The organism is Jatrophihabitans sp. sgz311053 (assembly GCF_056135305.1).
The window spans coordinates 47,938-70,291 of the sequence record NZ_JBWAXP010000004.1 but is presented as its reverse complement, the minus strand read 5'-3'; the positions used below and the strand labels follow the sequence as shown (position 1 = coordinate 70,291).

19 protein-coding genes and 1 tRNA gene are annotated in these 22,354 nt (G+C 71.5%); 7 read left to right on the top strand and 13 right to left on the bottom strand.

What is annotated here, in order from left to right:
• Positions 1 to 6 precede the first annotated feature (6 nt).
• On the bottom strand, positions 7 to 3,771 hold the full coding sequence (locus AC0NZQ_RS21305; protein WP_474532125.1) for a multifunctional oxoglutarate decarboxylase/oxoglutarate dehydrogenase thiamine pyrophosphate-binding subunit/dihydrolipoyllysine-residue succinyltransferase subunit: 3,765 nt from the start codon (positions 3,769 to 3,771) through the stop codon (positions 7 to 9).
• 354 nt (positions 3,772 to 4,125) lie between these two features.
• On the opposite strand from AC0NZQ_RS21305, the gene AC0NZQ_RS21300 reads away from it, so the two are divergent.
• The 3 genes from AC0NZQ_RS21300 (at position 4,126) to AC0NZQ_RS21290 (ending at position 6,788) form a co-directional block, all read left to right on the top strand.
• Positions 4,126 to 4,329 carry a cold-shock protein gene (locus AC0NZQ_RS21300; RefSeq protein ID WP_474532124.1) on the top strand — a complete coding sequence of 68 codons (204 nt, stop codon included), beginning with the start codon at positions 4,126 to 4,128 and terminating at the stop codon, positions 4,327 to 4,329.
• Positions 4,330 to 4,410: 81 nt separating this feature from the next.
• On the top strand, positions 4,411 to 6,165 hold the full coding sequence (locus tag AC0NZQ_RS21295; protein WP_474532123.1) for a gamma-glutamyltransferase family protein: 1,755 nt from the start codon (positions 4,411 to 4,413) through the stop codon (positions 6,163 to 6,165).
• A gap of 44 nt (positions 6,166 to 6,209) precedes the next feature.
• Positions 6,210 to 6,788, top strand: a complete 579-nt coding sequence (locus AC0NZQ_RS21290; protein ID WP_474532122.1) for a TetR/AcrR family transcriptional regulator — start codon at positions 6,210 to 6,212, stop codon at positions 6,786 to 6,788.
• Here AC0NZQ_RS21290 and AC0NZQ_RS21285 read toward each other — a convergent pair.
• Both AC0NZQ_RS21285 and AC0NZQ_RS21280 read right to left on the bottom strand, forming a co-directional pair.
• Entirely contained in the window at positions 6,730 to 7,416 is a 687-nt protein-coding gene (locus AC0NZQ_RS21285) for a phosphatase PAP2 family protein (RefSeq protein WP_474532121.1), read from the bottom strand. The genes AC0NZQ_RS21290 and AC0NZQ_RS21285 overlap by 59 nt on opposite strands.
• Before the next feature lie 61 nt (positions 7,417 to 7,477).
• Positions 7,478 to 7,828 (bottom strand): hypothetical protein, encoded by a 351-nt coding sequence (locus AC0NZQ_RS21280; protein WP_474532119.1) that lies wholly within the window; start codon positions 7,826 to 7,828, stop codon positions 7,478 to 7,480.
• A gap of 73 nt (positions 7,829 to 7,901) precedes the next feature.
• Here AC0NZQ_RS21280 and AC0NZQ_RS21275 point away from each other — a divergent pair, with 73 nt between their 5' ends.
• Positions 7,902 to 8,225, top strand: coding sequence for a plasmid stabilization protein (locus AC0NZQ_RS21275; RefSeq protein ID WP_474532118.1), 324 nt, complete (start codon positions 7,902 to 7,904; stop codon positions 8,223 to 8,225).
• 15 nt (positions 8,226 to 8,240) lie between these two features.
• On the top strand, positions 8,241 to 8,723 hold the full coding sequence (locus AC0NZQ_RS21270; RefSeq protein WP_474532117.1) for a DUF6328 family protein: 483 nt from the start codon (positions 8,241 to 8,243) through the stop codon (positions 8,721 to 8,723).
• 11 nt (positions 8,724 to 8,734) lie between these two features.
• On the opposite strand, the gene AC0NZQ_RS21265 is transcribed toward AC0NZQ_RS21270, so the two are convergent.
• The 7 genes from AC0NZQ_RS21265 to AC0NZQ_RS21235 all read right to left on the bottom strand — a co-directional run bounded on the left by AC0NZQ_RS21265 (position 8,735) and on the right by AC0NZQ_RS21235 (position 15,633).
• Positions 8,735 to 11,152 carry a glycoside hydrolase family 65 protein gene (locus tag AC0NZQ_RS21265; RefSeq protein WP_474532116.1) on the bottom strand — a complete coding sequence of 806 codons (2,418 nt, stop codon included), beginning with the start codon at positions 11,150 to 11,152 and terminating at the stop codon, positions 8,735 to 8,737.
• Positions 11,149 to 11,871 carry an HAD family hydrolase gene (locus tag AC0NZQ_RS21260; RefSeq protein ID WP_474532115.1) on the bottom strand — a complete coding sequence of 241 codons (723 nt, stop codon included), beginning with the start codon at positions 11,869 to 11,871 and terminating at the stop codon, positions 11,149 to 11,151. The genes AC0NZQ_RS21265 and AC0NZQ_RS21260 overlap by 4 nt, the downstream gene beginning before the upstream one ends.
• A 19-nt stretch (positions 11,872 to 11,890) precedes the next feature.
• Positions 11,891 to 12,196, bottom strand: a complete 306-nt coding sequence (locus AC0NZQ_RS21255) for a chorismate mutase (RefSeq protein WP_474532114.1) — start codon at positions 12,194 to 12,196, stop codon at positions 11,891 to 11,893.
• On the bottom strand, positions 12,193 to 13,944 hold the full coding sequence (gene selB / locus AC0NZQ_RS21250; protein ID WP_474532113.1) for a selenocysteine-specific translation elongation factor: 1,752 nt from the start codon (positions 13,942 to 13,944) through the stop codon (positions 12,193 to 12,195). The genes AC0NZQ_RS21255 and selB overlap by 4 nt, the downstream gene beginning before the upstream one ends.
• Positions 13,935 to 15,224: an L-seryl-tRNA(Sec) selenium transferase gene (selA, locus tag AC0NZQ_RS21245; RefSeq protein ID WP_474532112.1), complete on the bottom strand. Its 1,290-nt coding sequence runs from the start codon at positions 15,222 to 15,224 to the stop codon at positions 13,935 to 13,937. Before selA ends, selB begins: the two co-directional genes overlap by 10 nt.
• A 21-nt stretch (positions 15,225 to 15,245) precedes the next feature.
• A tRNA-Sec gene (locus AC0NZQ_RS21240) sits at positions 15,246 to 15,341 on the bottom strand.
• Positions 15,342 to 15,351: 10 nt separating this feature from the next.
• Positions 15,352 to 15,633 carry a hypothetical protein gene (locus AC0NZQ_RS21235; protein WP_474532111.1) on the bottom strand — a complete coding sequence of 94 codons (282 nt, stop codon included), beginning with the start codon at positions 15,631 to 15,633 and terminating at the stop codon, positions 15,352 to 15,354.
• Positions 15,634 to 15,760: 127 nt separating this feature from the next.
• Between AC0NZQ_RS21235 and AC0NZQ_RS21230 the strand changes: the two genes are divergently transcribed.
• Together AC0NZQ_RS21230 and selD are read left to right on the top strand one after the other, a co-directional pair.
• Positions 15,761 to 15,886 (top strand): hypothetical protein, encoded by a 126-nt coding sequence (locus AC0NZQ_RS21230; protein ID WP_474532110.1) that lies wholly within the window; start codon positions 15,761 to 15,763, stop codon positions 15,884 to 15,886.
• 15 nt (positions 15,887 to 15,901) lie between these two features.
• Positions 15,902 to 16,894 (top strand): selenide, water dikinase SelD, encoded by a 993-nt coding sequence (selD, locus tag AC0NZQ_RS21225; protein WP_474532109.1) that lies wholly within the window; start codon positions 15,902 to 15,904, stop codon positions 16,892 to 16,894.
• A gap of 45 nt (positions 16,895 to 16,939) precedes the next feature.
• On the opposite strand, the gene nrfD is transcribed toward selD, so the two are convergent.
• From nrfD to fdh, 3 genes are read right to left on the bottom strand one after another with little or no spacing between them, the layout of a single operon-like run.
• On the bottom strand, positions 16,940 to 17,956 hold the full coding sequence (gene nrfD, locus AC0NZQ_RS21220; RefSeq protein WP_474532108.1) for an NrfD/PsrC family molybdoenzyme membrane anchor subunit: 1,017 nt from the start codon (positions 17,954 to 17,956) through the stop codon (positions 16,940 to 16,942).
• Positions 17,953 to 18,978 (bottom strand): 4Fe-4S dicluster domain-containing protein, encoded by a 1,026-nt coding sequence (locus AC0NZQ_RS21215; protein WP_474532107.1) that lies wholly within the window; start codon positions 18,976 to 18,978, stop codon positions 17,953 to 17,955. Before AC0NZQ_RS21215 ends, nrfD begins: the two co-directional genes overlap by 4 nt.
• Complete coding sequence (gene fdh / locus AC0NZQ_RS21210; protein ID WP_474532106.1) at positions 18,975 to 22,313, bottom strand: formate dehydrogenase; 3,339 nt, start codon at positions 22,311 to 22,313, stop codon at positions 18,975 to 18,977. Before fdh ends, AC0NZQ_RS21215 begins: the two co-directional genes overlap by 4 nt.
• Positions 22,314 to 22,354 lie beyond the last annotated feature (41 nt).

Below are 22,354 nucleotides of genomic sequence, written 5' to 3'. Positions count from 1 at the left end.
CCCGGACTAGCTGAAGGCGGCGGCGACGACCTCGCGCTGCTGCGACTCGTGCACCGACATCGAGCCGACGGCGGGCGACGCCGACGCCTTGCGCGAGGCGAGCATGAGGCTGCGGCCACCGAGGTGCTCGGGAAGGTTCAGCGCCATGAAGGGCCAGGCGCCCTGGTTGGCCGGCTCCTCCTGCACCCAGACCAGGTCCGCGTCCGGGTACTTCGCCAGCTCGGCGGCGATCGACTCGGCCGGCAGCGGGTAGAGCTGCTCGACCCGGACGATCGCCACGTCGTCGCGCCCTGACTTCTCCCGCTCGGCGGCGAGGTCGTAGTAGACCTTGCCGGCGCAGAGCAGCACGCGCGTCACCTTGCCCGCATCGGCGTTGGCGTCCGGCAGCACCGGCTGGAAGGTGCCGGTCGTGAAGTCGTCCAACTCGCTCACCGCGGCCTTGAGGCGCAGCAGGGACTTGGGCGTCATGGCGATCAGCGGCCGGCGGACGGGCGAAAGCCCCTGCCGCCGCAGCAGGTGGAAGTAGTTCGCCGGCGACGAGCACATGGCGACCGTCATGTTGTTCTCGGCGCAGAGCTGCAGGAATCGCTCCGGGCGGGCCGACGAGTGGTCCGGCCCCTGCCCCTCGTAACCGTGCGGCAGCAGCAGGGTGACGGCCGAGCGCTGTCCCCACTTGGCCTCGCCGGAGCTGATGAACTCGTCGATGATGGTCTGGGCGCCGTCGACGAAGTCGCCGAACTGCGCCTCCCAGCAGACCAGCGCGTCCTCGCGGGCCACCGAGTAGCCGTACTCGAAGCCCACGGCGGCGAATTCGCTGAGCAGCGAGTCGTACGGGAAGAACGGTGCTTGGTCGTCCGTGAGCTGCTTCAGCGGCGTGTACTCCGCACCGGTCTCGCGGTCGATGAGCGTCGCGTGCCGCTGCGTGAACGTCCCGCGGCGGGAGTCCTGACCCGAGAGCCGGACGGTGCGGCCGTCCATCACCAGCGAGCCGAAGGCGAAGAGCTCGGCGGTGGCCCAGTCGATCTTGCCGCTGCTCGCCATCGCGACACGGCGGTCAATCTGCGGCTTGAGACGCGGGTGGATGGTGAAGCCCTCGGGCGGATTCGCGTACGCCTCGGCGATCCGCTTGATGGCGTCGATGCTGACGGCGGTGGTGACCTGCTGCGACGGCGTCTCCCGCTCGATGTCGTGCTGCGGCGCAGCCTTGTCGCTGCTGTCACGGGTCTCGACGAAGACCTTCTCCAGCTGTGACTGGAAGTCCTTCAGCGCCGCCTCGGCATCTTCGAGGGTGATGTCGCCGCGGCCGACGAGGGCCTCGGTGTAGAGCTTCCGCACGCTGCGCTTGCCGTCGATGATGTCGTACATCAGCGGCTGCGTGAACGACGGGTTGTCGGCCTCGTTGTGGCCGCGGCGCCGGTAGCAGACCATGTCGATGACGACGTCCTTGTGGAACTCGCGCCGGAACTGCACCGCGAGCTTGGCCACCCGGACGCACGCCTCGGGGTCGTCGCCGTTCACGTGGAAGATCGGCGCGGCGATCATGCGCGCGATGTCGGTGCAGTACAGCGACGAGCGCGACGACGACGGCGAGGTCGTGAAGCCCACCTGGTTGTTGACGACGACGTGGACGGTGCCGCCGGTGCGGTAGCCCCGCAGCTGCGAGAGGTTCAGGGTCTCGGCCACCACGCCCTGACCGGCGAAGGCGGCGTCACCGTGCATCATCACCGGCAGCACGGTGTAGCCACCGTGACCCTTGTCCAGCAGGTCCTGCTTGGCGCGGACGATGCCTTCGAGCACCGGGTCGACGGCCTCGAGGTGGGACGGGTTCGCGGTGAGCGAGACCGCGACCTCGTTGCCGCTCGGGGCGTGGAAGGTGCCCTCGGCGCCGAGGTGATACTTCACGTCGCCGGAGCCCTGTGCGGTGCCGGGGTCGATGTTGCCCTCGAACTCGTTGAAGATCTTGGCGTAGGGCTTGCCGACGATGTTCGCGAGCATGTTGAGCCGGCCGCGGTGCGGCATGCCGATGACGACCTCGTCGAGTTCCTGATCGGCCGCCTCGGCGAGGATGCCGTCCATGAGCGCGATGACGGTCTCGCCGCCTTCGAGGCTGAAGCGCTTCTGCCCGACGTACTTGGTCTGCAGGAAGGTCTCGAAGGCCTCCGCCGCGTTCAGCCGGCCGAGGATGTGCAGCTGCTCCTCCCGCGAGGGCTGCTCGTGCTTGACCTCGATGCGCGCCTCGAGCCAGCGGCGCTGCTCGGGGTCGGTGATGTGTCGGTACTCGACGCCGACCCGACGGCAGTACGCGTCGCGCAGCGTGCCGAGGATGTCGCGCAGCTTCATCATCTTCTCGCCGGCGAAGCCGCCGACGGGGAACTCGCGGTCCAGGTCCCAGAGCGTGAGGCCGTAGCTGGTGATGTCCAGGTCGGGGTGCTTGCGGACGGTGTACTCGAGCGGATCGGTGTCGGCCATGAGGTGACCGCGGGTGCGGTAGGCGTTGATCAGCTCGATGACATGGGCTTCCTTGCTGATCTGCCCCTCGTGGGCTGCGAAGCTGTCGACGCGCCAGCGCACCGGCTCGTAGGGGATCTTCAGCGAGGCGAAGATCTCGTCGTAGAAGTCGTCGCTGAGCAGCAGCTCGTGGATGACCTTGAGGAACTCGCCGGACTGCGCGCCCTGGATGATGCGGTGGTCGTAGGTGGAGGTCAGCGTCATGATCTTGCTGATCGCGCGGTCGATGAGCTGGTCGGGGTTCATCCCGCTGAACTCGGCCGGGTAGTCCATGGAGCCGACGCCGACGATGGTGCCCTGACCCTGCATCAGCCGCGGGACCGAGTGGTTGGTGCCGATGCCGCCGGGGTTGGTGAGGCTGATGGTGGTGCCGGCGAAGTCATCGGCGCCGAGCTTGCCGTTGCGGGCGCGCCGGATGATGTCCTCGTAGGTGTTCCAGAACGTCGCGAAGTCCATCGTCTCGGCCTGCTTGATGGCCGCGACGACGAGGGACCGCGAGCCGTTCTTGCCCACGAGGTCGATGGCGATGCCGAGTCCGACATGCTCCGGCGTGACGAGGGCGGGCTTGCCGTCCACCTCGGCGTAGTGGTTGTTCATCTCCGGGTGGACGGCGAGCGCCTTGACGATCGCGTACCCGATGAGATGGGTGAAGCTGACCTTGCCGCCGCGCGCCCGCTTGAGGTGGTTGTTGATCACGACGCGGTTGTCGAAGAGCAGCTTCACCGGCACGGCGCGCACGCTCGTCGCGGTGGGCAGGTGCAGCGAGTTCTCCATGTTCTGCACGACCCGGGCTGCGGCACCGCGCAGTGGCGCGGTGCCCGGGTTCTCGACCTTCGGCGCCGGGGTGCTCGGCGCGGGCTTGCCCGCGACGGTGTTCTCGGCGGCCGGCGCCTCGGCGGGCTTGCCCTCCTTCACGGTCGCCGCGGGAGTGGGCCGGTTCTGCGCCGACGCCGGGGGCGGCGTGGCCGCGGCCGGGGTGGGACGGGGAGCAGAGCCGGCGGGAGCGTCGACGCCGTTCGAGACGCCGTTCGAGCTCGGGGCTGCGTTGCTGCTGGTGCCGCCACCGTTGCCGTTGGCAGCACCATTCGGGGAGCCGTTCGCAGAACCCGGCCGGAAGTCGTCGAAGAAGTCGTGCCAGGCGGCGTCGACGCTGTTCGGATCGGCCAGGTAGCGCTCGTACATGTCCTCGACGAGCCACTCGTTGGCGCCGAAGTCACCGCGGGTGGAGGGGTTGTCAGATTCCGTCGACTGGTCCGTCGCCACGTGTCTCGGCCGTCCTCGAGTGTCAGATCTAGTGCATCGGATGCATCTGAAGACCTTACGCGGTGAGCCTCGGCCGGGCATGTGTACGCGGGGCTGGTGTGCGGTAGTAGACGCCGCGGCCGGCGCGCAACGCGGGGACACGCCGGGAGGCAGGTCGGGGACGGGCGAGCCTGGTACGATTTGCCCCGGTGGTCAGCACTCCTCCCTCGGCACAGACAGCGAAGCGCAGGATTTGTTGAAGTTGCTCCTGTCGTAGCCCCGGAATCCACCCGGAAGCCACGCCCACGCGCATCACCCACCGGGACCGCGTGCACACGGCACACGGTCAACGGTTTCCGGAAAGGACCGAGTTTCATGGCACAGGGCATCGTCAAGTGGTTCAACAGCGAGAAGGGCTTCGGCTTCATCGCCCCCGAGGACGGTTCGGCTGACGTCTTCGTCCACCACACCGCGATCATCGCCGACGGCTACCGCAGCCTCGACGAGAACCAGCGCGTCGAGTTCGACACCACCCAGGGCCAGAAGGGCCCGCAGGCGGAGAACGTCCGCGCTATCTGATTCAGCTCGTACCCGGCCCCGGTCGGACGCCCTCGACGGCGTCCGACCGGGGCTGAGTCGTCTTCGGGTAAGGATGGGGGGATGACGACGCCTCCGACCCGACCCGAGCTCTCCGGCGACTTCGGCATGGTCGCCTCCACGCACTGGCTGGCCAGCGCGGTCGGCATGGGAATCCTCGAGCGGGGTGGCAACGCCTTCGACGCCGCCGCCGCGGCCGGCTTCACGTTGCAGGTCGTCGAGCCGCACCTCAACGGCCCCGGTGGTGAGGTGCCGATGCTCATCGCCCCCGCCGGGAGCGGCGAGGTCCTGGTGGTCGCCGGGCAGGGGCCGGCGCCGGCCGCGGCCACCCCGGAGCTGTACCGCTCGCTCGGCCTGGACCTCGTCCCCGGCACCGGCCACCTCGCCGCCACCGTCCCCGGCGCCTTCGACGCCTGGCTCACCCTGCTGGAGCGCTGGGGGACGCTGCCGCTGGCCGACGTGCTGGCCCCGGCCATCGGCTACGCGCGTCGCGGTATCCCGGTGCTGCCGGCCATCACCCGGACCATCGCCGCGGTCGAGTCGCTGCTGCGCGAGCACTGGCCCACCTCCGCGGCGGTGTGGCTCCCCGGCGGTCGGGTGCCGCAGCCGGGCGAGTTCCTCACCAATCCCCGGCTCGCCGACACCTACGAGCGGCTCGCGGCCATGACCGTCGGCGCCGCGCGGGACGACTTCTACCGCGGCTCGATCGCCGCGGCCGTCGACGCCTTCGTCCGGACCCCGGCCATGGACACCTCAGGCACTCCGCACGCCGGGGTGCTGACTGCTGCCGACCTGGCGGGGTGGAGCACGCCCATCGAGGCGCCGGCCACCCTGGACCTCGGCCGCTACCGCCTGGCCAAGACGCGCGCGTGGGGGCAGGGTCCGGTGCTGCTGCAGCAACTGGCCCTGCTCGCCGGCTTCGACCTCGCCGACACCACCCCGAACGACCCGCAGCTGGCCCACGTGGTGCTCGAGTGCGCCAAGCTCGCCTTCGCCGACCGGGAGGCGTGGTACGGCGACGTGCCCGACGTCCCGCTCGCTACGCTGCTCAGCCGCGGGTACGCCGACGAGCGGCGGGCGCTCGTCACCGACACCGCCAGTGCGGAGCTGCGGCCGGGGCGCCCGGACGGTCGTGATCCCCGGCTGGCGAGTTTCGCCGCGACCGCGCGCGCGGCGGGGACCGGAGAGCCGACGCTGCAGGTCGAGCCCGCCGTCGACGCGCGGGGGGGCACCCGCGGCGACACCTGTCACGTGGACGTCGTCGACCGCTGGGGGAACATGGTCTCGGCCACGCCGAGTGGCGGCTGGCTGCAGAGCTCCCCGGTGATCCCGTCGCTGGGTTTCGGGCTGGGGACGCGGGCGCAGATGTTCACCGTGACGCCGGGGCTGCCGAACTCCGTGGCACCCGGCAAGCGGCCGCGGACCACCCTCTCGCCGTCGCTGGCGTGGCGCGACGGCGAGCCCTACCTGGCCTTCGGGACGCCGGGTGGCGACCAGCAGGACCAGTGGCAGCTGCAGTTCTGGCTCTTCCACACCGTCCACGGGCTCAACCTGCAGGAGGCGATCGACGCAGCGACGTGGCACTCCACCCACTTCCCGTCGTCGTTCTTCCCCCGCGACGCCGAGCCGCGCGGGGTGGTGGCCGAGGATCGGCTCGGCCCCGAGACGATCGCGGAGCTGCGCCGCCGCGGCCACGAGGTCACCGTCGCCGACGGCTGGACGCTGGGACGGCTGAGCGCGGTGTCGCGGACCCCGGACGGCCGGCTCCGGGCGGCCGCGAACCCGCGTGGCGCACAGGGTTACGCCGCCGGTCGCTGACGGGCTGCCAACATAGGGGTCCGGGGACGGGGAGGGTCACTCGCATGACAGCCGCACCACTCACGGCGCAGGACTACTACCGCACCGCGCTCGGCGTGCTGGGCGAGCTCGGCAGCGGTGCGCTGACGATCTCGCAGGTCTGTGATCGCCTCGGCATCACCAAGGGGTCGTTCTACCACCACTTCGGCAGCATGGCGGGCTTCGTGACGGGGCTGCTGGCGCACTGGGAGCGCGAGCACAACGACCAGCTGATCGCTGCCACCGAGGCCGAGCCCGATGCGGGTCTGCGGCTCTACCGGCTCATCGAGTACGGCGTGTCCCTGCCGCACGCGCCCGAGGCGGCCATCAGGGCGTGGGCGCACAGCAGCGACGAGGTCGCCGACACGGTCGCCCGGGTCGATGCCCGCCGCGACGCCACCGTCACCGAGGCCATCGTCGGCGTCGGACTGCCCCTCGACCGGGCCCGGGTCTTCTCCGATCTGGCCCTCACGCTGCTGGTGGGCATCCAGAACCGGGACCGGGAGCCGGACCTCGGGCGGGTGCAGGCGCTCTTCGGTGAGCTGCTCAGGATGGTGGCGCTGGAGACCGAACCCGGCCGGCTGGAGCTGCCGCCCGCGGTGTGAGGGTGCCACCCCGGTCCCACCGCCGGGCAGCACCGAGGCAGAGCAGCATCCAGCTCACCGCGAGCAGCCAGCCCGCCACCACGTCGCTGAGGTAGTGGACGCCGAGCCCGAGCCTGCTGAATCCGACGAGGAGCACCACGGCGACCCCGGCCACCACCAGCGCCCGCCGGACGGCGCGCCCGCCGCGGGGGAGGCGGGGGAGCAGCACCAGCAGCAGCACCGTCACCCCCGTCAGGGAGGCGGTGGCATGTCCGCTCGGAAACGAGAGGCCGTGGGCATGGCTGAGCTCGTCGGGCACGGTGGGTCGGTCCCGCCTCACGACGAGCTTGATGATGTTGTTGATCAGGCTCGCCAGCACGACCGTCGCCACGGTGACCAGGGCCGCCGCCCGCTCGCCGCGCCGGAGGAGCAGCAGGGCGGTGACCGCCGCGAGCACCTGCCAGGTGGCGGGTTGGCCGACCTCGCTGACGACCTTCAGCAGCGTCACCAGCGTCGGGTGCGGCGCGATCGCGTCGTTGAGTCCGGAGGCCACGTCGAGGTCGAGCCGGCGCAGCGGATTCCAGTGCGTCACGACGAGGACCGCCAGCAGCAGGAATCCCGCCGGGGCGAGCAGACCGAGACGTCTCACCCGGACATGCTTCCCACCGCTGCTGAGGGAAGCTCGTGGCATCGCGCGGAGGCGGTACCGGTCAGCGCCCGCCCCGACGGCGCAGTCGCATCGCGAGGACGACGGTGCCGACGACGACACCGGCGAGCGTCGTCAGCACGCCGGGCCGCTGCAGCGGACCTCGACTGACCGCCACCAGCTCCTTGCTCGGTGCCGACGGTGCCGACGGCTCGGGCGCGCCGGGCGATGCCGCCGGCTCGGGGGCGGCCGACGCCGGGTCGGGCTCCGGGGCGCTGGGGGCGGCAGAGGCCGCCGCTGGCTGCTCGCTGCCCCGCGCGGCCAGCGCCTCGGCCGCGGCGGCGAGGCTGGCGCGAGCCTGCTCGATGCGGGCGCGCAGGTCGTCCACCCCGTCGGACCCCGATTCCTGACTCACGGTGTCTGTCTATCAGTTTCGTCTCGGGACGTCGGCGCGAGGTGACGTCGGCATCGACGGGTATCCCGTTGCCATGCCACAGGGATGGAGCAAGAAGCGCGAGCGCCAGTACGAGGAGATCGAGCAGAGCCTGGAGGACCGCGGCCGGCCGAAGAAGCAGGCCAAGGAGATCGCTGCTCGCACCGTCAACAAGAACCGGGCGCAGGCAGGCGAGTCGAAGCAGGCGAGCAAGACCTCGACGGACGACATCTCCGCCTCCCGGCGCGGCGGCCTCCGTTCCCACCAGGGTGCGCAGGGCCGGACCAAGGCGCAGCTCTACGAGGAGGCGAAGCGCAAGAATGTCTCCGGCCGGTCGTCGATGAGCAAGGCAGAACTGGAGCAGGCGGTCGGCCGCTGAGCTGAGGAGACGTCGATGGCGCAGGTGCCGGCGGAGTACGAACGCGACGAGAGCGCCGCGCACCGCTTCGATCGCAACTACGGCGAGCTGCTGCAGGAACTCCGCGTCGCGCAGACCGGGGTGCAGATCCTTTTCGCCTTCCTGCTCGGCATCGCCTTCCAGCAACGCTTCGGCGAGCTCACCGACGGCGAGCGGGCGCTCTACCTCGTCACGCTGGTGGCTTCGGCGCTCGCCGCGGTCCTGCTCATCGGACCCGTCGCGGCGCACCGGGTGCTCTTCGGCCGTCGTCGCAAGAACGAGCTGGTGGCGATCACCGGCCGGCTCGCCACGGCCGGGTTGGTCGCCCTCGCCGTGGCGATGCTCTGCGCGGTCGCGCTCATCGTGACCTTCGTGGTGAACCTGACGGCCGCGCTCATCGTGGGTGGCGCCCTCGCCGCGGTGGTCGTCGGCACCTGGATCGTGCTGCCGTGGCGGGCGCGGCGGCACGACGTCGACTGACGCCCTGACCGCTACCCCGCGGTGCCGCCGGCGTCGCGGGCGACGGCGCGGTGGGGCTCGCGACCCTTGGGCTGCCGGGGTCGCGGAGTGAGCGGCTTCACCGGCTGCCACGGCCGGGTGACGGCCTCGGTGCCGTTGACGGTGAAGTCCTCTCGGTCCCCGTTGTCGGAGAGGTGGGTGATGGGCACGGCGCCCTCGCCGTCCACGGTGTAGGTGACGGTGTCGCGGTCGATGGCGACGTGCAGCTTCGCCCCGCGGTAGCGGACCCCGAAGCGCAGGGCGTTCCACGCCGGCGGCAGCTGCGGCCGGAAGGTGAGCCGATCGCCGTAGTCACGCAGCCCGCCGAAACCGGCCACGACGGCGATCCAGCCGCCGGCCAGCGAGGCGATGTGGAGGCCGTCGCTGCCGTTGCGGTTCAGATCGTGCAGGTCCATCAGCGCGGCCTCGGCCAGGTAGTCGGTCGCGAGCTCGAGGTGCCCGACCTCGGCGGCGACGACGGCCTGGGTGCAGGCCGACAGCGACGAGTCGCGCACCGTCAACGGCTCGTAGTAGGCGAAGGCCTTCGCCTTCTCCTCGGCGGTGAAGCAGTCGCCGGCCCAGTGCAGGGCCAGCGCGAGATCGGACTGCTTGACGACCTGCATCCGGTACAGGTTGAAGTACGGCGCGTTGAGCAGCAGCGGGTAGTCGTCGTACTTCGCCGACCGGTCGAAGTTCCAGACCTCCAGGGAGGTGTAGCCGCGCGACTGCTCGTAGACGTCCAAGGCCGCGTTGAAAGGCATGGCGACGATCTCCGAGGTCCGCAGCCAGGTCGACCGCTCGTCGTCGGTGACGCCGTAGGCGGCGGCCGCCTGCCCGTTGTTGTGGACGGTGGCCGCCGCGGCCGCGAGGTTCTGCGCCGCGAGCAGGTTCGTGTAGGTGTTGTCGTGGACGATGGCGCTGTACTCGTCCGGACCGGTGACACCGTCGATGTGGAAGGCGCCGTCGTTGCCGGTGTAGCCCAGCGACATCCACATCCGGGCGGTCTCGACGAGGACCGGCAGCGCAACCTCGCGCTCGAAGACCTCGTCGTCGTTCCAGCGCAGGTAGCGGGTGATCGCCGCGGCGATGTCGGCGTTGACGTGCATGGCGGCGGTGCCGGCCGGCCAGTAGGCCGAGCACTCCTGACCGCGGATGGTGCGCCACGGGAAGGTGGCGCCCCGCAGCCGGAGCGTGTTTGCGCGCTCCTTCGCCAAATCCAGGGTAGAGGCGCGCCACCGCAGCGCGTCGGCGGCGGACTCCGGCGCCACCGCGGTGAGTAGCGGCAGCACGAACATCTCGGTGTCCCAGAAGGCGTGGCCGTCGTAACCGGGGCCGGTGAGGCCCTTGGCCGGGATCGCGCGCTGCTCGGCGCGGGCACCGGCCTGGTAGCTGTGGAAGATGCCGAAACGGACGGCCTGCTGCAGCTCGTCGTCGCCGTCGATCACCACGTCGGCGGCGTCCCAGAACTCGGCGAGGTCCTCGGTCTGCTCGCGTTCGAGGAGGTCCCAGCCGGCGTAGAGGGCACTGACGACGGCGGCGCTGACCTGGTCACGCAGCGCCGGGGTGGAGCGCTGGCTCGACCAGCCGTACCCGATGACCTTGGTGAGCTCCAGCTCCTGACCCGCCGCCAGGTGCGACGGGAACATCAGCCGCGCCCAGTTGTCGTGGACCTCCAGCTCGGTGCCGCTGTCGTCCGGGGTGGTGATGGCGTGGTCCATCATGGCGGCCATCTGCAGCTTGCTGCCCGCGGTGCGGTGGATCAGGTAGGCGCGAGTGCCCGAGCCGCCGCGCTCGACCGGCTTCAGCGCGTTCTTGATCACCTCCGCGACGCGGGGGTCCTTGGACTGCTTCGGCAGCCGCTCGTTGGCCACCAGCTCGGACTGCACCACGACGCGGACGGCGGAGTCCAGCGCCTGCACGCGGTAGCGGATGCCGACGATGGAGCGGTGCCGCAGCGAGACCAGGCGGCTGCTGCGCAGCCGGATGCGGGTGCCGGCGGGGGAGGCCCAGATCAGATCGCGCTCGAGGATGCCGCGCTTCATGTCCAGCACCCGCTCGTGGCTCTCGATGGTGCCGTAGCGCAGATCGAGCGGCTCGTCGTCGACCAGCAGCCGGATCAGCTTGCCGTTGGTGACGTTGAGGATGGTCTGGCCGGACTCCGGGTAGCCGTAGCCGGCCTCGGCGTACGGCAGCGGGCGGCTCTCGTAGAACGAGTTCAAGTAGGTGCCCGGCAGCCCGCTCGGGTCACCCTCGTCGAGATTGCCGCGCAGGCCGATGTGGCCGTTGGAGAGGGCGAAGAGCGACTCGGACTGACCGAGGAAGCGCTGGTCCAGACCGACCTCGCGCACCAGCCAGGGATCGACCGGGAAACGGCCGTCGCGGGGGGAGTGGTCGGTGATGTCGTGGCTCACAGCAGGTCCCCCAGGTCGGAGACGACGACGCTCGCGCCGTTGTCCCGCAGATCGTTCGCATGGTCGTCGCCGTAGCGGTTGACGCCGACGACGTAGCCGAAGTTGCCTCGCTTGCCCGCCTCCACACCGGAGGTCGCGTCCTCGAAGACGCAGGCCGCCGAAGGTTCCGCGCCGGCCTTCTCGGCCCCGGCCAGGAAGGAGTCCGGGGCGGGTTTGCCCTTGATGCCGGTCTGCTTGATGGTGACGCCGTCGACGCGGTCCTCGACCAGCTCGGCGAGTCCGGTGACCTCGAGGACGTCCTTGGTGTTGGCGCTGGACGACACCACGATCCGCCGCAGGCCCGCGTCGCGGGCGGCCTCGAGGTAGCGGCGTGAGCCCTCGAAGACCTTGACGCCGTCGCGCTTGATGCGGGCCAGGACGTCCTCGTTCTTCTTGGTGCCGATGCCGTTGACGGTGAGATCGTCGGCGCCGTCGCTGTCGGTGCCCTCGGGGACGTCGATGTCGCGGGAGGCGAGGAAGTCGCGGACGCCGTCCAGCCGCGGCTTGCCGTCGACGTAGCGCGCGTAGTCGGAGTCGGTGAACTCGCTCTGGTCGTGGTCGGCGAGGATCGGGTCGAAGGTCGCCTTCCACGCCGCTCGGTGCACGGCCGCGGTGTCGGTCAGGACACCGTCGAGGTCGAACAGGCAGGTCGTGATCGCGTCAGGGAGTCCGAGAGGCACCGGACCAGGATGCCCGATGTCAGCTGCGTTCACGCGCGATCGCCTCGTGGTGGCGCACCACCTCGGCGACGATGAAGTTCAGGAAGGCCTCAGCGAAGGCCGGGTCGAGGTGTGATTCGTCGGCCAGCGAGCGCAGCCGGGCGATCTGCCGCTCCTCACGCTGCTTGTCCGCCGGAGGCAGTCCCGCGTCGGCCTTGAGCTGACCCACGGTGCGGGTGAGCTTGAAGCGCTCGGCCAGCAGGTGGACGAGTGCGGCGTCGAGGTTGTCGATGCTGTCGCGCAGCCCGGCGAGCCGGGCCGTCACGGCGGGATCTGGGGTGCTCACGCCACGACCGTACGAGACCCGGCATCCGGGCGCGTGGTCACCCCGATCGCGTCGAGGTGTTCCAGCAGCGGGATGGCGACCCGTCGCGTCGTGCCGAGGGCCTGTCGGGCCTGGCTCGTGGTGAAGGGCTGCGGCAGCTCGGCGAGCAGTGCGCGGGCCCGCTGCGGTGCGTCCGGGGCCAGCACGACCTCGCCGGTGTCGGCCGAGAGCACGAGCAGGGTGCCGTCCTTGACCGCCGCGGCAAGCTCGCGACGGCCGAGGCCGAGCCGGGTGAGGTCGTCGCGCTCGGGAGCGGCGAAGGGGGTGGCGGCGAGCCGATCGAGCAGGGCACGGACATTGGCCGGTACCGGCCGGGGCGCGGCGTCGGGGCGCGTCACCCGTCCCTCGGCGACGTGCATCCCGGCGTCGGCAGCCAGCGGGGTGACGAGAGAGGGGTCGGGGAGGTCGAGCAGATCGCGCACGGCTGCAAGGGTCGGGGCGGGGTCCAGCGGCTCGGCCGCGGCCCGGGCATCGAGCACGGACGGCAGCGCGTCGCGCCACCGCTGCCAGCGGTCCGGGTCGACGACCCATGCCGCGTGCTCGACCGCGTCGTCGGGGAGGGTGAGGCCGAGCCGGGCGAGATGGTCGCGCCGCATCGCGCCGCGCCGGCGCAGCTCGGCGGCAGGGTCCGGACGCTCCCCGGCGGCGGCCAGCTCGGCTGCTCGTGCCGTGGCGGCGCCGCGCCGGTCGAGTGGGGGCGGGTCGGCGTCGAGGACGAGAACGCCGGCGGCGACCGCCTGCGCCCCCGGATTGCGCAGAACCGCGCGATCTCCGGCGCGTAGCGGCAGCGGCGCGGTCAGCGTCAGCCGCGCGTGCTCGTCGTCCAGCGGTCGCAACCGCACCGGCACCGAGGCGGTACCGACGTGCAGCATCAGCTCCGCCGGCTGCGGTCCGGCCGGGGTGAGGCGGACGTCCACGCAGTCGGTGTGCCACCAGGTGTCCGGAGTCAGCAGGACCTCGCCGCGGCCGAGCTCGTCGGCCGGAACGCCACGCAGGTTGAGCGCGACCCGGGCCACCGCCGCCACCCGGTCCAGTCGTTGCTCGGCCGACTGCACGCCGCGCACCGTCACCCGCCGTCCCCGCAGCTCCAGGACGTCGCCGACCGCGACGCTACCTTCGGCGAGCGTGCCGGTGACGACCGTTCCGGCGCCGCGCACGCTGAAGCTCCGGTCGAGCCAGAGCCGGATGGGTGCGTGGACGTCGGGTGCGGGGAGTGTGGCGACGAGGGTGTCGAGGGCCAGGCGCAGCTCGTCCAGGCCGGAGCCGGTCCGTCCGGAGACCCCGACGGCGGCCACCGGGTTGAGGCCTGCCTCGTCCAGCCGCCGGCGGGCGTCGGCCAGCACCGGCGCCGGATCGGCGAGATCCGAGCGGGTCACCGCCAGCACGCCGTGCCGGACGCGCAGTGCCGCGACGGCGGCGAGGTGCTCGTCGGACTGCCGCGACCAGCCCTCGTCGGCCGCGACCACGAACATCACCGCCGGGGCCGGACCGAGGCCGGCGAGCATGGTGCCGATGAAGCGCTGGTGCCCCGGCACGTCGACGAAGGCGATCTGCTCGCCGGACGGCAGCGCTGTCCAGGCGTAGCCGAGGTCGATGGTGAGGCCGCGGCGCTGCTCCTCGGCGAGCCGGTCGGGCTCGCGTCCGGTGAGGGCGCGGACCAGGGTCGACTTGCCGTGGTCCACGTGGCCGGCGGTGGCGACTACGTGCATGCGTCCGAGGCAGCCCGGATCGCGGCGACGACGGCCGTGTCGTCGGAGGGGGCGATACAGCGCAGGTCCAGCAGCAGCCGGCCGTCGGTGACCCGGCCGACCACCGGGGGGTGCGCGGTGCGCAGTGGCGCCGCGAGGTCCTGCGCCACCGCCACGGCCCACCCCGCCAGGGCGAGGCCGGGGGCGCTGCCGCCGCCGACCGCCCCATCGCTGGGGACGACCTCGGCCGGCGTCTCATTCCCGACGGCGGTGGCGATCGTCTCGGCGCGTCGCCGCAGGCCGTCGGGCTCGGCGGTGAGCGCCTGCCACGTCGGGGTCCGCTCCTCGCGCACCGACGCCTCGAGGGCGGCCAGGGTGACCTTGTCCAGCCGGAACGCCCGGTAGAGCGGATGCCGGCGCAGCGCGGCCAGGACGTCGGCGTCACCGAAGAGGAGCCCTGCCTGCGGCCCGCCGAGGAGCTTGTCGCCGCTGCAGGTGACCACGGCGGCCCCCGCGCGCAGGGCAGTGGTGACGTCCGGCTCGTCGGGCAGCAGCGGGTGCGGTGCCAGCAGGCCGCTGCCGACGTCGACGATCACGGGCCGACCGAGCCGCGCGAGCTCGCGCACCGGCACGCTGCCGGTGAAACCCTCGATGCGGAAGTTGCTGGGGTGGACCTTGAGGACGGCGCCGGTGGCGTCCCCGATGGCCGCCGCGTAGTCGGCTGCGGTGACGCGGTTGGTCGTGCCGACCTCGCGCAGCCGCGTGCCGGTGGACTCGATCAGGTCGGGGAGGCGGAAGCCGTCCCCGATCTCCACCATCTCGCCGCGGCTGATCACGATTTCCCGGCCGGCGCCGAGGGCGGTGGTCGCCAGCGCCAGCGCCGCCGCCCCGTTGTTGACGGCGAGGACGGCGCCGGCGTCCGGGACCGCCGCCTGCAGCGCCGCCAGCGCGCCGCGACCACGGGTGGCCCGTCGACCGTCGGCGAGGTCGAACTCGACATCGGTGTAACCGGCGGCCTGGGCGGCGGCCGCCACCGCTCGCGGCGACAGTGGCGCCCGGCCGAGGTTGGTGTGCAGGACGACGCCGGTCGCATTGATCACCCGGCGGGGCGGCTCGGGCAGCCGGCGCAGCGCGAGGTCTGCCGCGGCTTCGGGCGGGGCCTCGCCGTGCCGCACCGCGTCGAGGGCGGCGGTGACGGCCAGCTTCACCTCGGCGCGGCCCAGGCGCTCGGCCGCCGACACCAGCCGCGGATCGGCGAGGACCGCGTCCGTCCGCGGCACGGCGCGTCTCGGATCGGTCACGCTGCCTCCGCGGGGTCGGATTGGCGGAGACGGACGGGAATCGAACCCGCCGAACCGAGTTGCTCGGCTCCACCGGTTTTGAAGACCGGGAGGGCCACCAGACACCTGTACGCCTCCGCAGCGAACGCTACCCGCGGGTGCGCAGGCGCGAACGCAGCGGCCACCCCAGTGTCACGAACACGGCTGTCGACACCGCGAGCTGAACGAAGAACAGCGTCCACGAGTCGGTGCCGGTCGCGTCGGCGACAACTGCGGACCCGATCACGCCGATGATCCCATAGAGCGCAGGTGCGATGCCGCCGCGAAGGCGCTCCGGCAGCCGCTCGGCTGCCCATGTCGTCGTCTCGAGCCAGGCGAGCCCGACGACGATCGCACCAATAATCGCGCCGACGATGACCGCCATGATCATGAGGGGCCCTTCCGGGGCTGCCGGTATCTGGCTGCCCACTATGCACCAATAGTTCCAAAGATCTGTGCACATAATCGAGGTTGTCGGGTATCCCGACGTTGACCGGAGCCGCACGAAGGGAGCAACGATGAGCGAACCGACGATCGATCGCGAGGCCGACGAGGCCGACGTGGTCGAGCAGCAGCTCGAGGTGCCACCGGGCGACGACGAACGGACCGATCCCGAACCCAGCGACACCCACTACCCGGCCTGACGTACGGTCGATCCGGTGACGATCACCGACGCACCGCTGCGGCTCACCCGGTACGCCCACGGCGGGGGATGCGCCTGCAAGATCCCGCCTGGCGAGCTGGAGGAGATCGTCGCCGGCCTGCTCGGCGACGACGGTCCGGACGTGATCGTCGGCCTGGACGACGGTGACGACGCCGCGGTGGTCCGGCTCGACGAGACCACCGCGGTCGTCACCACCGCCGACTTCTTCACCCCGGTCGTGGACGATCCGTACGACTTCGGCCGCATCGCCGCGGCGAATGCGCTCTCCGATGTCTACGCCATGGGTGGCCGTCCGCTGGTCGCCGTCAATCTCGTCGGCTGGCCGCGCGACGTGCTGCCCGGTGAGGCGCTGCGCGAGGTGCTGCGCGGCGGCCTGGACATCGCCCGGCTGGCGGGCTGTCATGTCGGCGGCGGGCACAGCATCGACGATCCGGAGCCCAAGTACGGCATGGCCGTCACCGGCACCGCGGACCCGGCGCGGCTGCTGCGCAACGCCGCGGCCGAGGCAGGTCTGCCGATCACCCTCACCAAGCCGCTCGGGGTCGGGGTGCTCAACAACCGTCACAAGTCGACGGGTGAGGTGTTCGCCCACGCCATCGCATCGATGACCGCGCTGAACGCCGAGGCATCGGTCGCGGCCCTTGCCGCCGGCGCTCGCGCTGCTACGGACGTCACCGGCTTCGGCCTGCTCGGCCACCTCTACAAGATGGCGCGGGCCTCGAACGTCTCGGTGACGATCGAGGCGGCGGCCGTCCCGTACCTCGACGGCGCCCGCGAGGCGCTGCGGGACGGCTTCGTCAGCGGCGGGACGAAGCGCAACCTCGACTGGGTGCGGCCGCAGCTCGCCTCCTCGGTCGACGAGGACGAGCTGCTACTGCTCGCCGACGCGCAGACCAGCGGTGGTCTGCTCGTCGTGGGTGAGGTGCCGGGTTACCCCGTCGTCGGCGAGACCACCGTGCGCGGCGAGGCTGTCGTCACGGTGCGCTGACCGCCCCTCGCCTGCCCTGGCCCCACAGGCGGGGGGCGTATCGAACTACGAGCCCGCGGTCTCGCCGCGCTCGATCCGCTCCCGCTGCGGGACGATCGTGTACTTCGGGTCCCGGGCCGAGTCCTGGCCGGCCTCGAAGACGCCGAAGCGGGTACAGGCCGAGCCGGCCACCAGCGCGGCGCCCGCGACGGCGGAGGCGAGGCGGGAACGACGTCCGGCGACGGCGGCCAGCAGCGCTCCGCCGGCGGTGAGCGCCTTACTCGCCTGCATGAGCTTGCCGGCGCGTCCCTGGTGCAGCGCCTCGGCGGCGAGACCCATGGACTGCTCCATCCGATGCTCGGCGGCCAGCTCGGCAACGGCACCGGTGATCGCCAGGCGCCGGGCCGGGGCGGCCTGGGCGACCGGCGAACCGATCATGCCCAGGCCACCCGAGGCAGCGGCGGCCGAGCCGACGAAGACGAAGGGCAGCTCGCGGTGCGCCTCGTGCCAGGCGGGGGTCGCGGTGTCGGCCAGCAGCACCGCCGTGTACGACGCGACGGCGGGGCCGGTGAGGGCGGCGCCCAGCCCGGCCGGACGGGCCAGCGCGCGCAGCAGCCGCGTCGTCCAGCGCAGCTTGCGCGGCAGCACCGCGTCCAGCACCGGTGCAAGCTCGGCGGCACCGGCGATGCCGGCGGCGGGACCGTACGCCGAGAGGATCCAGGTCCCCACCGACATGGGGGAGGTGGGCTTGGCGACCCGCAGCATGTTGACGAATCGCGCCGGCTTGCCGAGATCGTGGACCAGCGCGGCGAAGGAGATCGAGATGCCGACCAGCCCGCCGAGCCGGCCGGTGCGCCGCAGCGCCGGGCGGTTCGTCAGGTCGGCACCGGCGCCGAGCAGCGACGACCCCGCCGCCAGGCCACCGAGGAAGAGGTAGGCCGGGATGTCGGCCTCCCACGGCGAGGCCTTGAGGACGGGCCGGCCGTAGTAGGAGGTGAACTCGACATCCGGGACGACGGGCGCGCCATCGCCGCCCGCCCTGCCGCGGCCGCCCTTGCGGCGCCGCGGCCGGGTGTCGGTCACGAGCGACCACCCAGGAACGCGCCGGCGGCGGCGGCGAGCAGTCCCACCGCGGCCAGGCCTGCCTTGCGCCACATGGTGGGGAGGTCCTTGGTGGTGACGACGGGGTCCGGCGGCAGGCCGTAAACCTCGGGCTGATCCAGCAGCAGGAAGATCGAGCCGGCGCCGCCGATGCCGTCGTCCGGCGACTCGCCGTAGAGCTGGGCCGAGGACACCCCCCGCTCATGCAGCGCGTCCACCCGCTTTTGCGCACGCTCGCGCAATTCGTCGAGGTCGCCGAACTGGATCGACTGGGTGGGGCAGGCCTTGGCGCAGGCGGGCTGCTCGCCGGCCTGCAGCCGGTCGTAGCAGAGCGTGCACTTCTGGGCGATGCCGACGTTCTTGGTCCCCTTCTCGCCGACCCGCCGGTCGATGACGCCGAAGGGGCAGGCCGGCACGCAGTAACCGCAGCCGTTGCAGATGTCGTCCTGGACCACCACCGTCCCGAACTCCGTGCGGAAGAGCGAGCCGGTGGGGCAGACGTCCAGGCAGGCGGCATGGGTGCAGTGCTTGCAGACGTCCGAGCTCATCAGCCAGCGGAACTCGGTGCGCTTGCCGTCCGGATCGACGGCGCCGGGCAGGGCCGTCCCCGGCATGCCCAGCGAGACCTTCGTGGTGTCGGAGCCGAGCATGGAGCGGTCGCCGCTGAGGGCCTCGTCCGCAGCCTTGTTAAGCGCGTCCGTCGCGGGCGGCCCGACCGGCAGGCCGGCCAGGCCCGGGTCGACGCCGGGAAGGGTCTTGGGCTGCTCGATGAAGGCCACGTGGCGCCACGTCGAGGCGCCGAGGGCACCGGTGTTGTCGTAGGACGACCCGAGGAGATTGAAGCCGTCGTCCGGGACGCCGTTCCACTCCTTGCACGCCACCTCGCAGGCCTTGCAGCCGATGCAGATCGAGGTGTCGGTGAAGAAGCCCTTGCGCGGCGGCGGCTCCTCCCAGCCGGAGCGCTGCGCGACGTGGGGGTCGGGCCCGTGGAACTGCGAGGTCACGAGGGGCCTTCCGTCGGGGTCAGTTCGTGGTTGCCGGTCTCGATCGTGATACCCGCCCGGCTCTGGTACTCCGCGACGTAGCGCAGCAGAGCGGGTCCGGTGGGGCGGCGGCCGGGCTGGATGTCGCAGGAGGCCACCTTGGACTCCTGGATGTGCACGTTCGGGTCCAGCGTCACGCCGAAGAGGTCGTTGGCCGAGTCGCCGGTGACGAGCGCCGACGAGCCGACGCCCCAGTGGTACGGCAGGCCGACCTGGTGCACGACCTTGCCGGCGACGGTGAGCGGCGTCATCCTGTCGGTCACCAGCACCCGGGCCTCGATCGCGGTCCGGGCCGTGACGATGGTGGCCCAGCCGAGGTGCTCCAGGCCGCGCTCGCGTGCCAGCTCCGGCGAGATCTCGCAGAAGAACTCCGGCTGCAGCTCCGACAGGTAGGGCAGCCAGCGGCTCATCCCCCCGGCCGTGTGGTGCTCGGTGAGCCGGTAGGTCGTGAAGACGTAGGGGAAGACGTCGCTGTTCGCCTCCGGCGGCGAGGGGTTCTGCAGGTTGTCCTTGCGCCGGAAGACCTCGCGAGTCGGGTTGGCCTGCTGCGAGTACAGCGGGTTGCGGACCGGCGACTCGGCCGGCTCGTAGTGGGCCGGCAGCGGACCGTCCAGCAGGCCGGCCGGAGCATAGAGCCACGCCTTGCCGTCGGCCTGCATGATGAAGGCGTCGTCACCGGCGAGGCCGTCGACCCCACCGGTGCCGCGTTCCGGGCGGTAGGACGGCGGGCGGTCGGCGATGAAGTCCGGGACGTCGTGCCCGGTCCACTTCTGCTGCTCCTCGTCCCACCAGACGTAGGCCTTGCGCTCGCTCCACGGCCGCCCCTCGGGGTCGGCCGAGGCACGGTTGTAGAGGGTGCGGCGGTTGGCCGGCCAGGCCCAGCCCCACTCCAGGGCGGTCCACTCCTGCTCCCGGCCGGGCTTGCGGCGCGCGGCCTGGTTCACGTCGTCGGCGTAGACGCCGGTGTAGATCCAGCAGCCGCCGGAGGTCGAGCCGTCGTCCTTCATCTCGGTGAAGGAGTTGAGCGGACGGCCGGCCTTCTCGCCGGTGAGGTGGAAGCCGTTGATCTCCTTGAGCACGTCCTCGGCGGACGGCTCACCCTTCTCGTCGACCGAGTAGTCCCAGGTGAGGTCCAGCAGCGGACGGTCCCGCTGCTCGGTCGAGCCGGCGAGACGCTCGCGCAGCTTGCGGCCGAGGTGGAAGAAGAAGTGCAGCTCGCTGCGGCAGTCGCCCGGTGGCTCGACGGCTTTGTGGTGCCACTGCAGCATGCGCTGCGTCTGCGTGAAGGTGCCGTCCTTCTCGACGTGCGAGGCGGCGGGGAAGAAGAAGACCTCGGTCTGGATGTCCTCGGTCTTCAGCTCGCCGGTCTCGATCTCCGGGCCGTCCTTCCAGAACGTCGCCGACTCGATCATGTTCAGGTCGCGGACGACCAGCCACTTGAGATGGGACATGCCGAGGCGCTGCATGCGCCCGTGGGCCGATCCCACAGCAGGGTTCTGCCCCAGCAGGAAGTACCCCTCGACCTTGTCGTCGAGCATGTCCATCACCGTGCGGTACGTGCCGTGGTCGTCGTTGATGCGCGGCAGGTACCCGAAGGCGTAGTCGTTCTCGGCCGTTGCCGCGTCGCCCCAGTACGCCTTGAGCAGCGAGGTCGAGTACGCGCGCGCGTTGGCCCAGAACCCCTTCTGCGCGGGCGAGGTGATAGTGGCGACGTAGTCGTCGAAGGTGTCGTGCTCGCCCGCCTTCGGCATCGGCAGGTAGCCCGGCAGCAGGTTGAACAGTGTCGGGATGTCGGTGGAGCCCTGGATGCTGGCGTGCCCGCGCAGGGCGAGGATGCCGCCGCCGGGGCGGCCGATGTTGCCCAGCAGTAGCTGGATGATGGCCGAGCCGCGGATGTACTGGATGCCGACGGAGTGGTGCGTCCACCCGACGGAGTAGACCCAGGAGGTCGTCCGTTCCCGGCCGCTGTTGGCGGTGACGGCCTGGCAGACCTTGAGGAAGGTCTCGACCGGGACGCCGCAGGTCTCGGCCACCATCTCCGGGGTGTAGCGGGCGTAGTGCCGCTTGAGCACCTGGAAGACGCAGCGCGGGTGCTGCAGCGTGTCGTCCCGCTCGATCTCGGCGTGGTGCAGCGAGGCGCCGTGCCCGCCGAGCTCGTAGGCCGCCTCGCGATCCTTGCGGGACTGGTCGTCCTCGCCGCGGGTGTCGCCCGGCTCGGCATCCCCGTCGTCGTCCTTGCGGACGTCGGCGATGTCGCGCTGCCCGCCGGCGGCGACCTCGTCGACCCCCTCGTACTGCCAGGACGTGGTGTCGTAGGTGTTCGTCTCGGGGTCGTAGCCGGAGAAGAGCCCGTCCAGGTCCTCGGTGTCCTGGAAGTCCTCACGCAAGATCGTCGAGGCGTTGGTGTATGCCTTCACGTACTCGTCGAACCACAGCTCGTTGTCGAGGATGTACTTGACGATCCCGCCGAGGAAGACGATGTCGCTGCCGGCGCGCAGCGGCACGTGCAGGTCCGAGACCGCCGAGGTGCGGGTGAAGCGCGGGTCGACGTGGATCACCGTGGCGCCGCGTGCCTTGGCCTCCATCACCCACTGGAACCCGACCGGATGGCACTCGGCCATGTTCGAGCCCTGGATGACGATGCAGTCGCTGTTGGCGAGGTCCTGCTGGAAACTGGTGGCGCCGCCGCGCCCGAGCGAGGCCCCCAAACTGGGGACGGTGGCGGAGTGTCAAATACGGGCCTGGTTCTCGATCTGCACCGCGCCCATCGCGGTGAAGATCTTCTTGATGAGGTAGTTCTCCTCGTTGTCCAGGGTCGCGCCGCCGAGGGCTGCGATCCCCAACGTCCTGTTGACGACGTCGCCGCCGTCGGTCTCCTGCCACGTCCGCGACCGGGTCTCGAGGATGCGGTCGGCGATCATGTCGGTCGCCGTCTCGAGGTCCAGCGGCTCCCACTCGGTGCCGCCCGGCCGCCGGTAGAGCATCGCGGTCTGCCGGCCGGGGGAGTTGACGAGCTGCTCGCTGGCCGAGCCCTTCGGGCAGAGCCGGCCGCGGCTCACCGGCGAATCCGGGTCGCCCTCGATCTGGGTGACTCGGCCGTCTTTGACGTAGATGTTCTGCCCGCAGCCGACGGCGCAGTAGGGGCAGACGCTCTTGACGACCTTGTCGGCCGTCTCGGTCCGGGCGACCTTCTCGCGGGTGGCTGCCGACTGCGCGGCCGTGCCACGCCCCAGTCGGTCGGTGCCGGTGAGCTGCCGGACGACCGGCCAGCCGAGGAACGCCTTGCCAAGGGTCACGTTCCGCACGCTACCCCTCGGATCGGACGCCGTATCCGGTT

Coding starts and splice junctions, on each gene's coding strand:
- AC0NZQ_RS21300 (WP_474532124.1), top strand. CDS start 4,126: ATGGCACAGGGCATCGTCAAGTGGTTCAACAGCGAGAAGGGCTTCGGC.
- AC0NZQ_RS21295 (WP_474532123.1), top strand. CDS start 4,411: ATGACGACGCCTCCGACCCGACCCGAGCTCTCCGGCGACTTCGGCATG.
- AC0NZQ_RS21290 (WP_474532122.1), top strand. CDS start 6,210: ATGACAGCCGCACCACTCACGGCGCAGGACTACTACCGCACCGCGCTC.
- AC0NZQ_RS21275 (WP_474532118.1), top strand. CDS start 7,902: ATGCCACAGGGATGGAGCAAGAAGCGCGAGCGCCAGTACGAGGAGATC.
- AC0NZQ_RS21270 (WP_474532117.1), top strand. CDS start 8,241: ATGGCGCAGGTGCCGGCGGAGTACGAACGCGACGAGAGCGCCGCGCAC.
- selB (WP_474532113.1), bottom strand. CDS start 13,944: ATGCACGTAGTCGCCACCGCCGGCCACGTGGACCACGGCAAGTCGACC.
- AC0NZQ_RS21235 (WP_474532111.1), bottom strand. CDS start 15,633: ATGATCATGGCGGTCATCGTCGGCGCGATTATTGGTGCGATCGTCGTC.
- AC0NZQ_RS21230 (WP_474532110.1), top strand. CDS start 15,761: ATGAGCGAACCGACGATCGATCGCGAGGCCGACGAGGCCGACGTGGTC.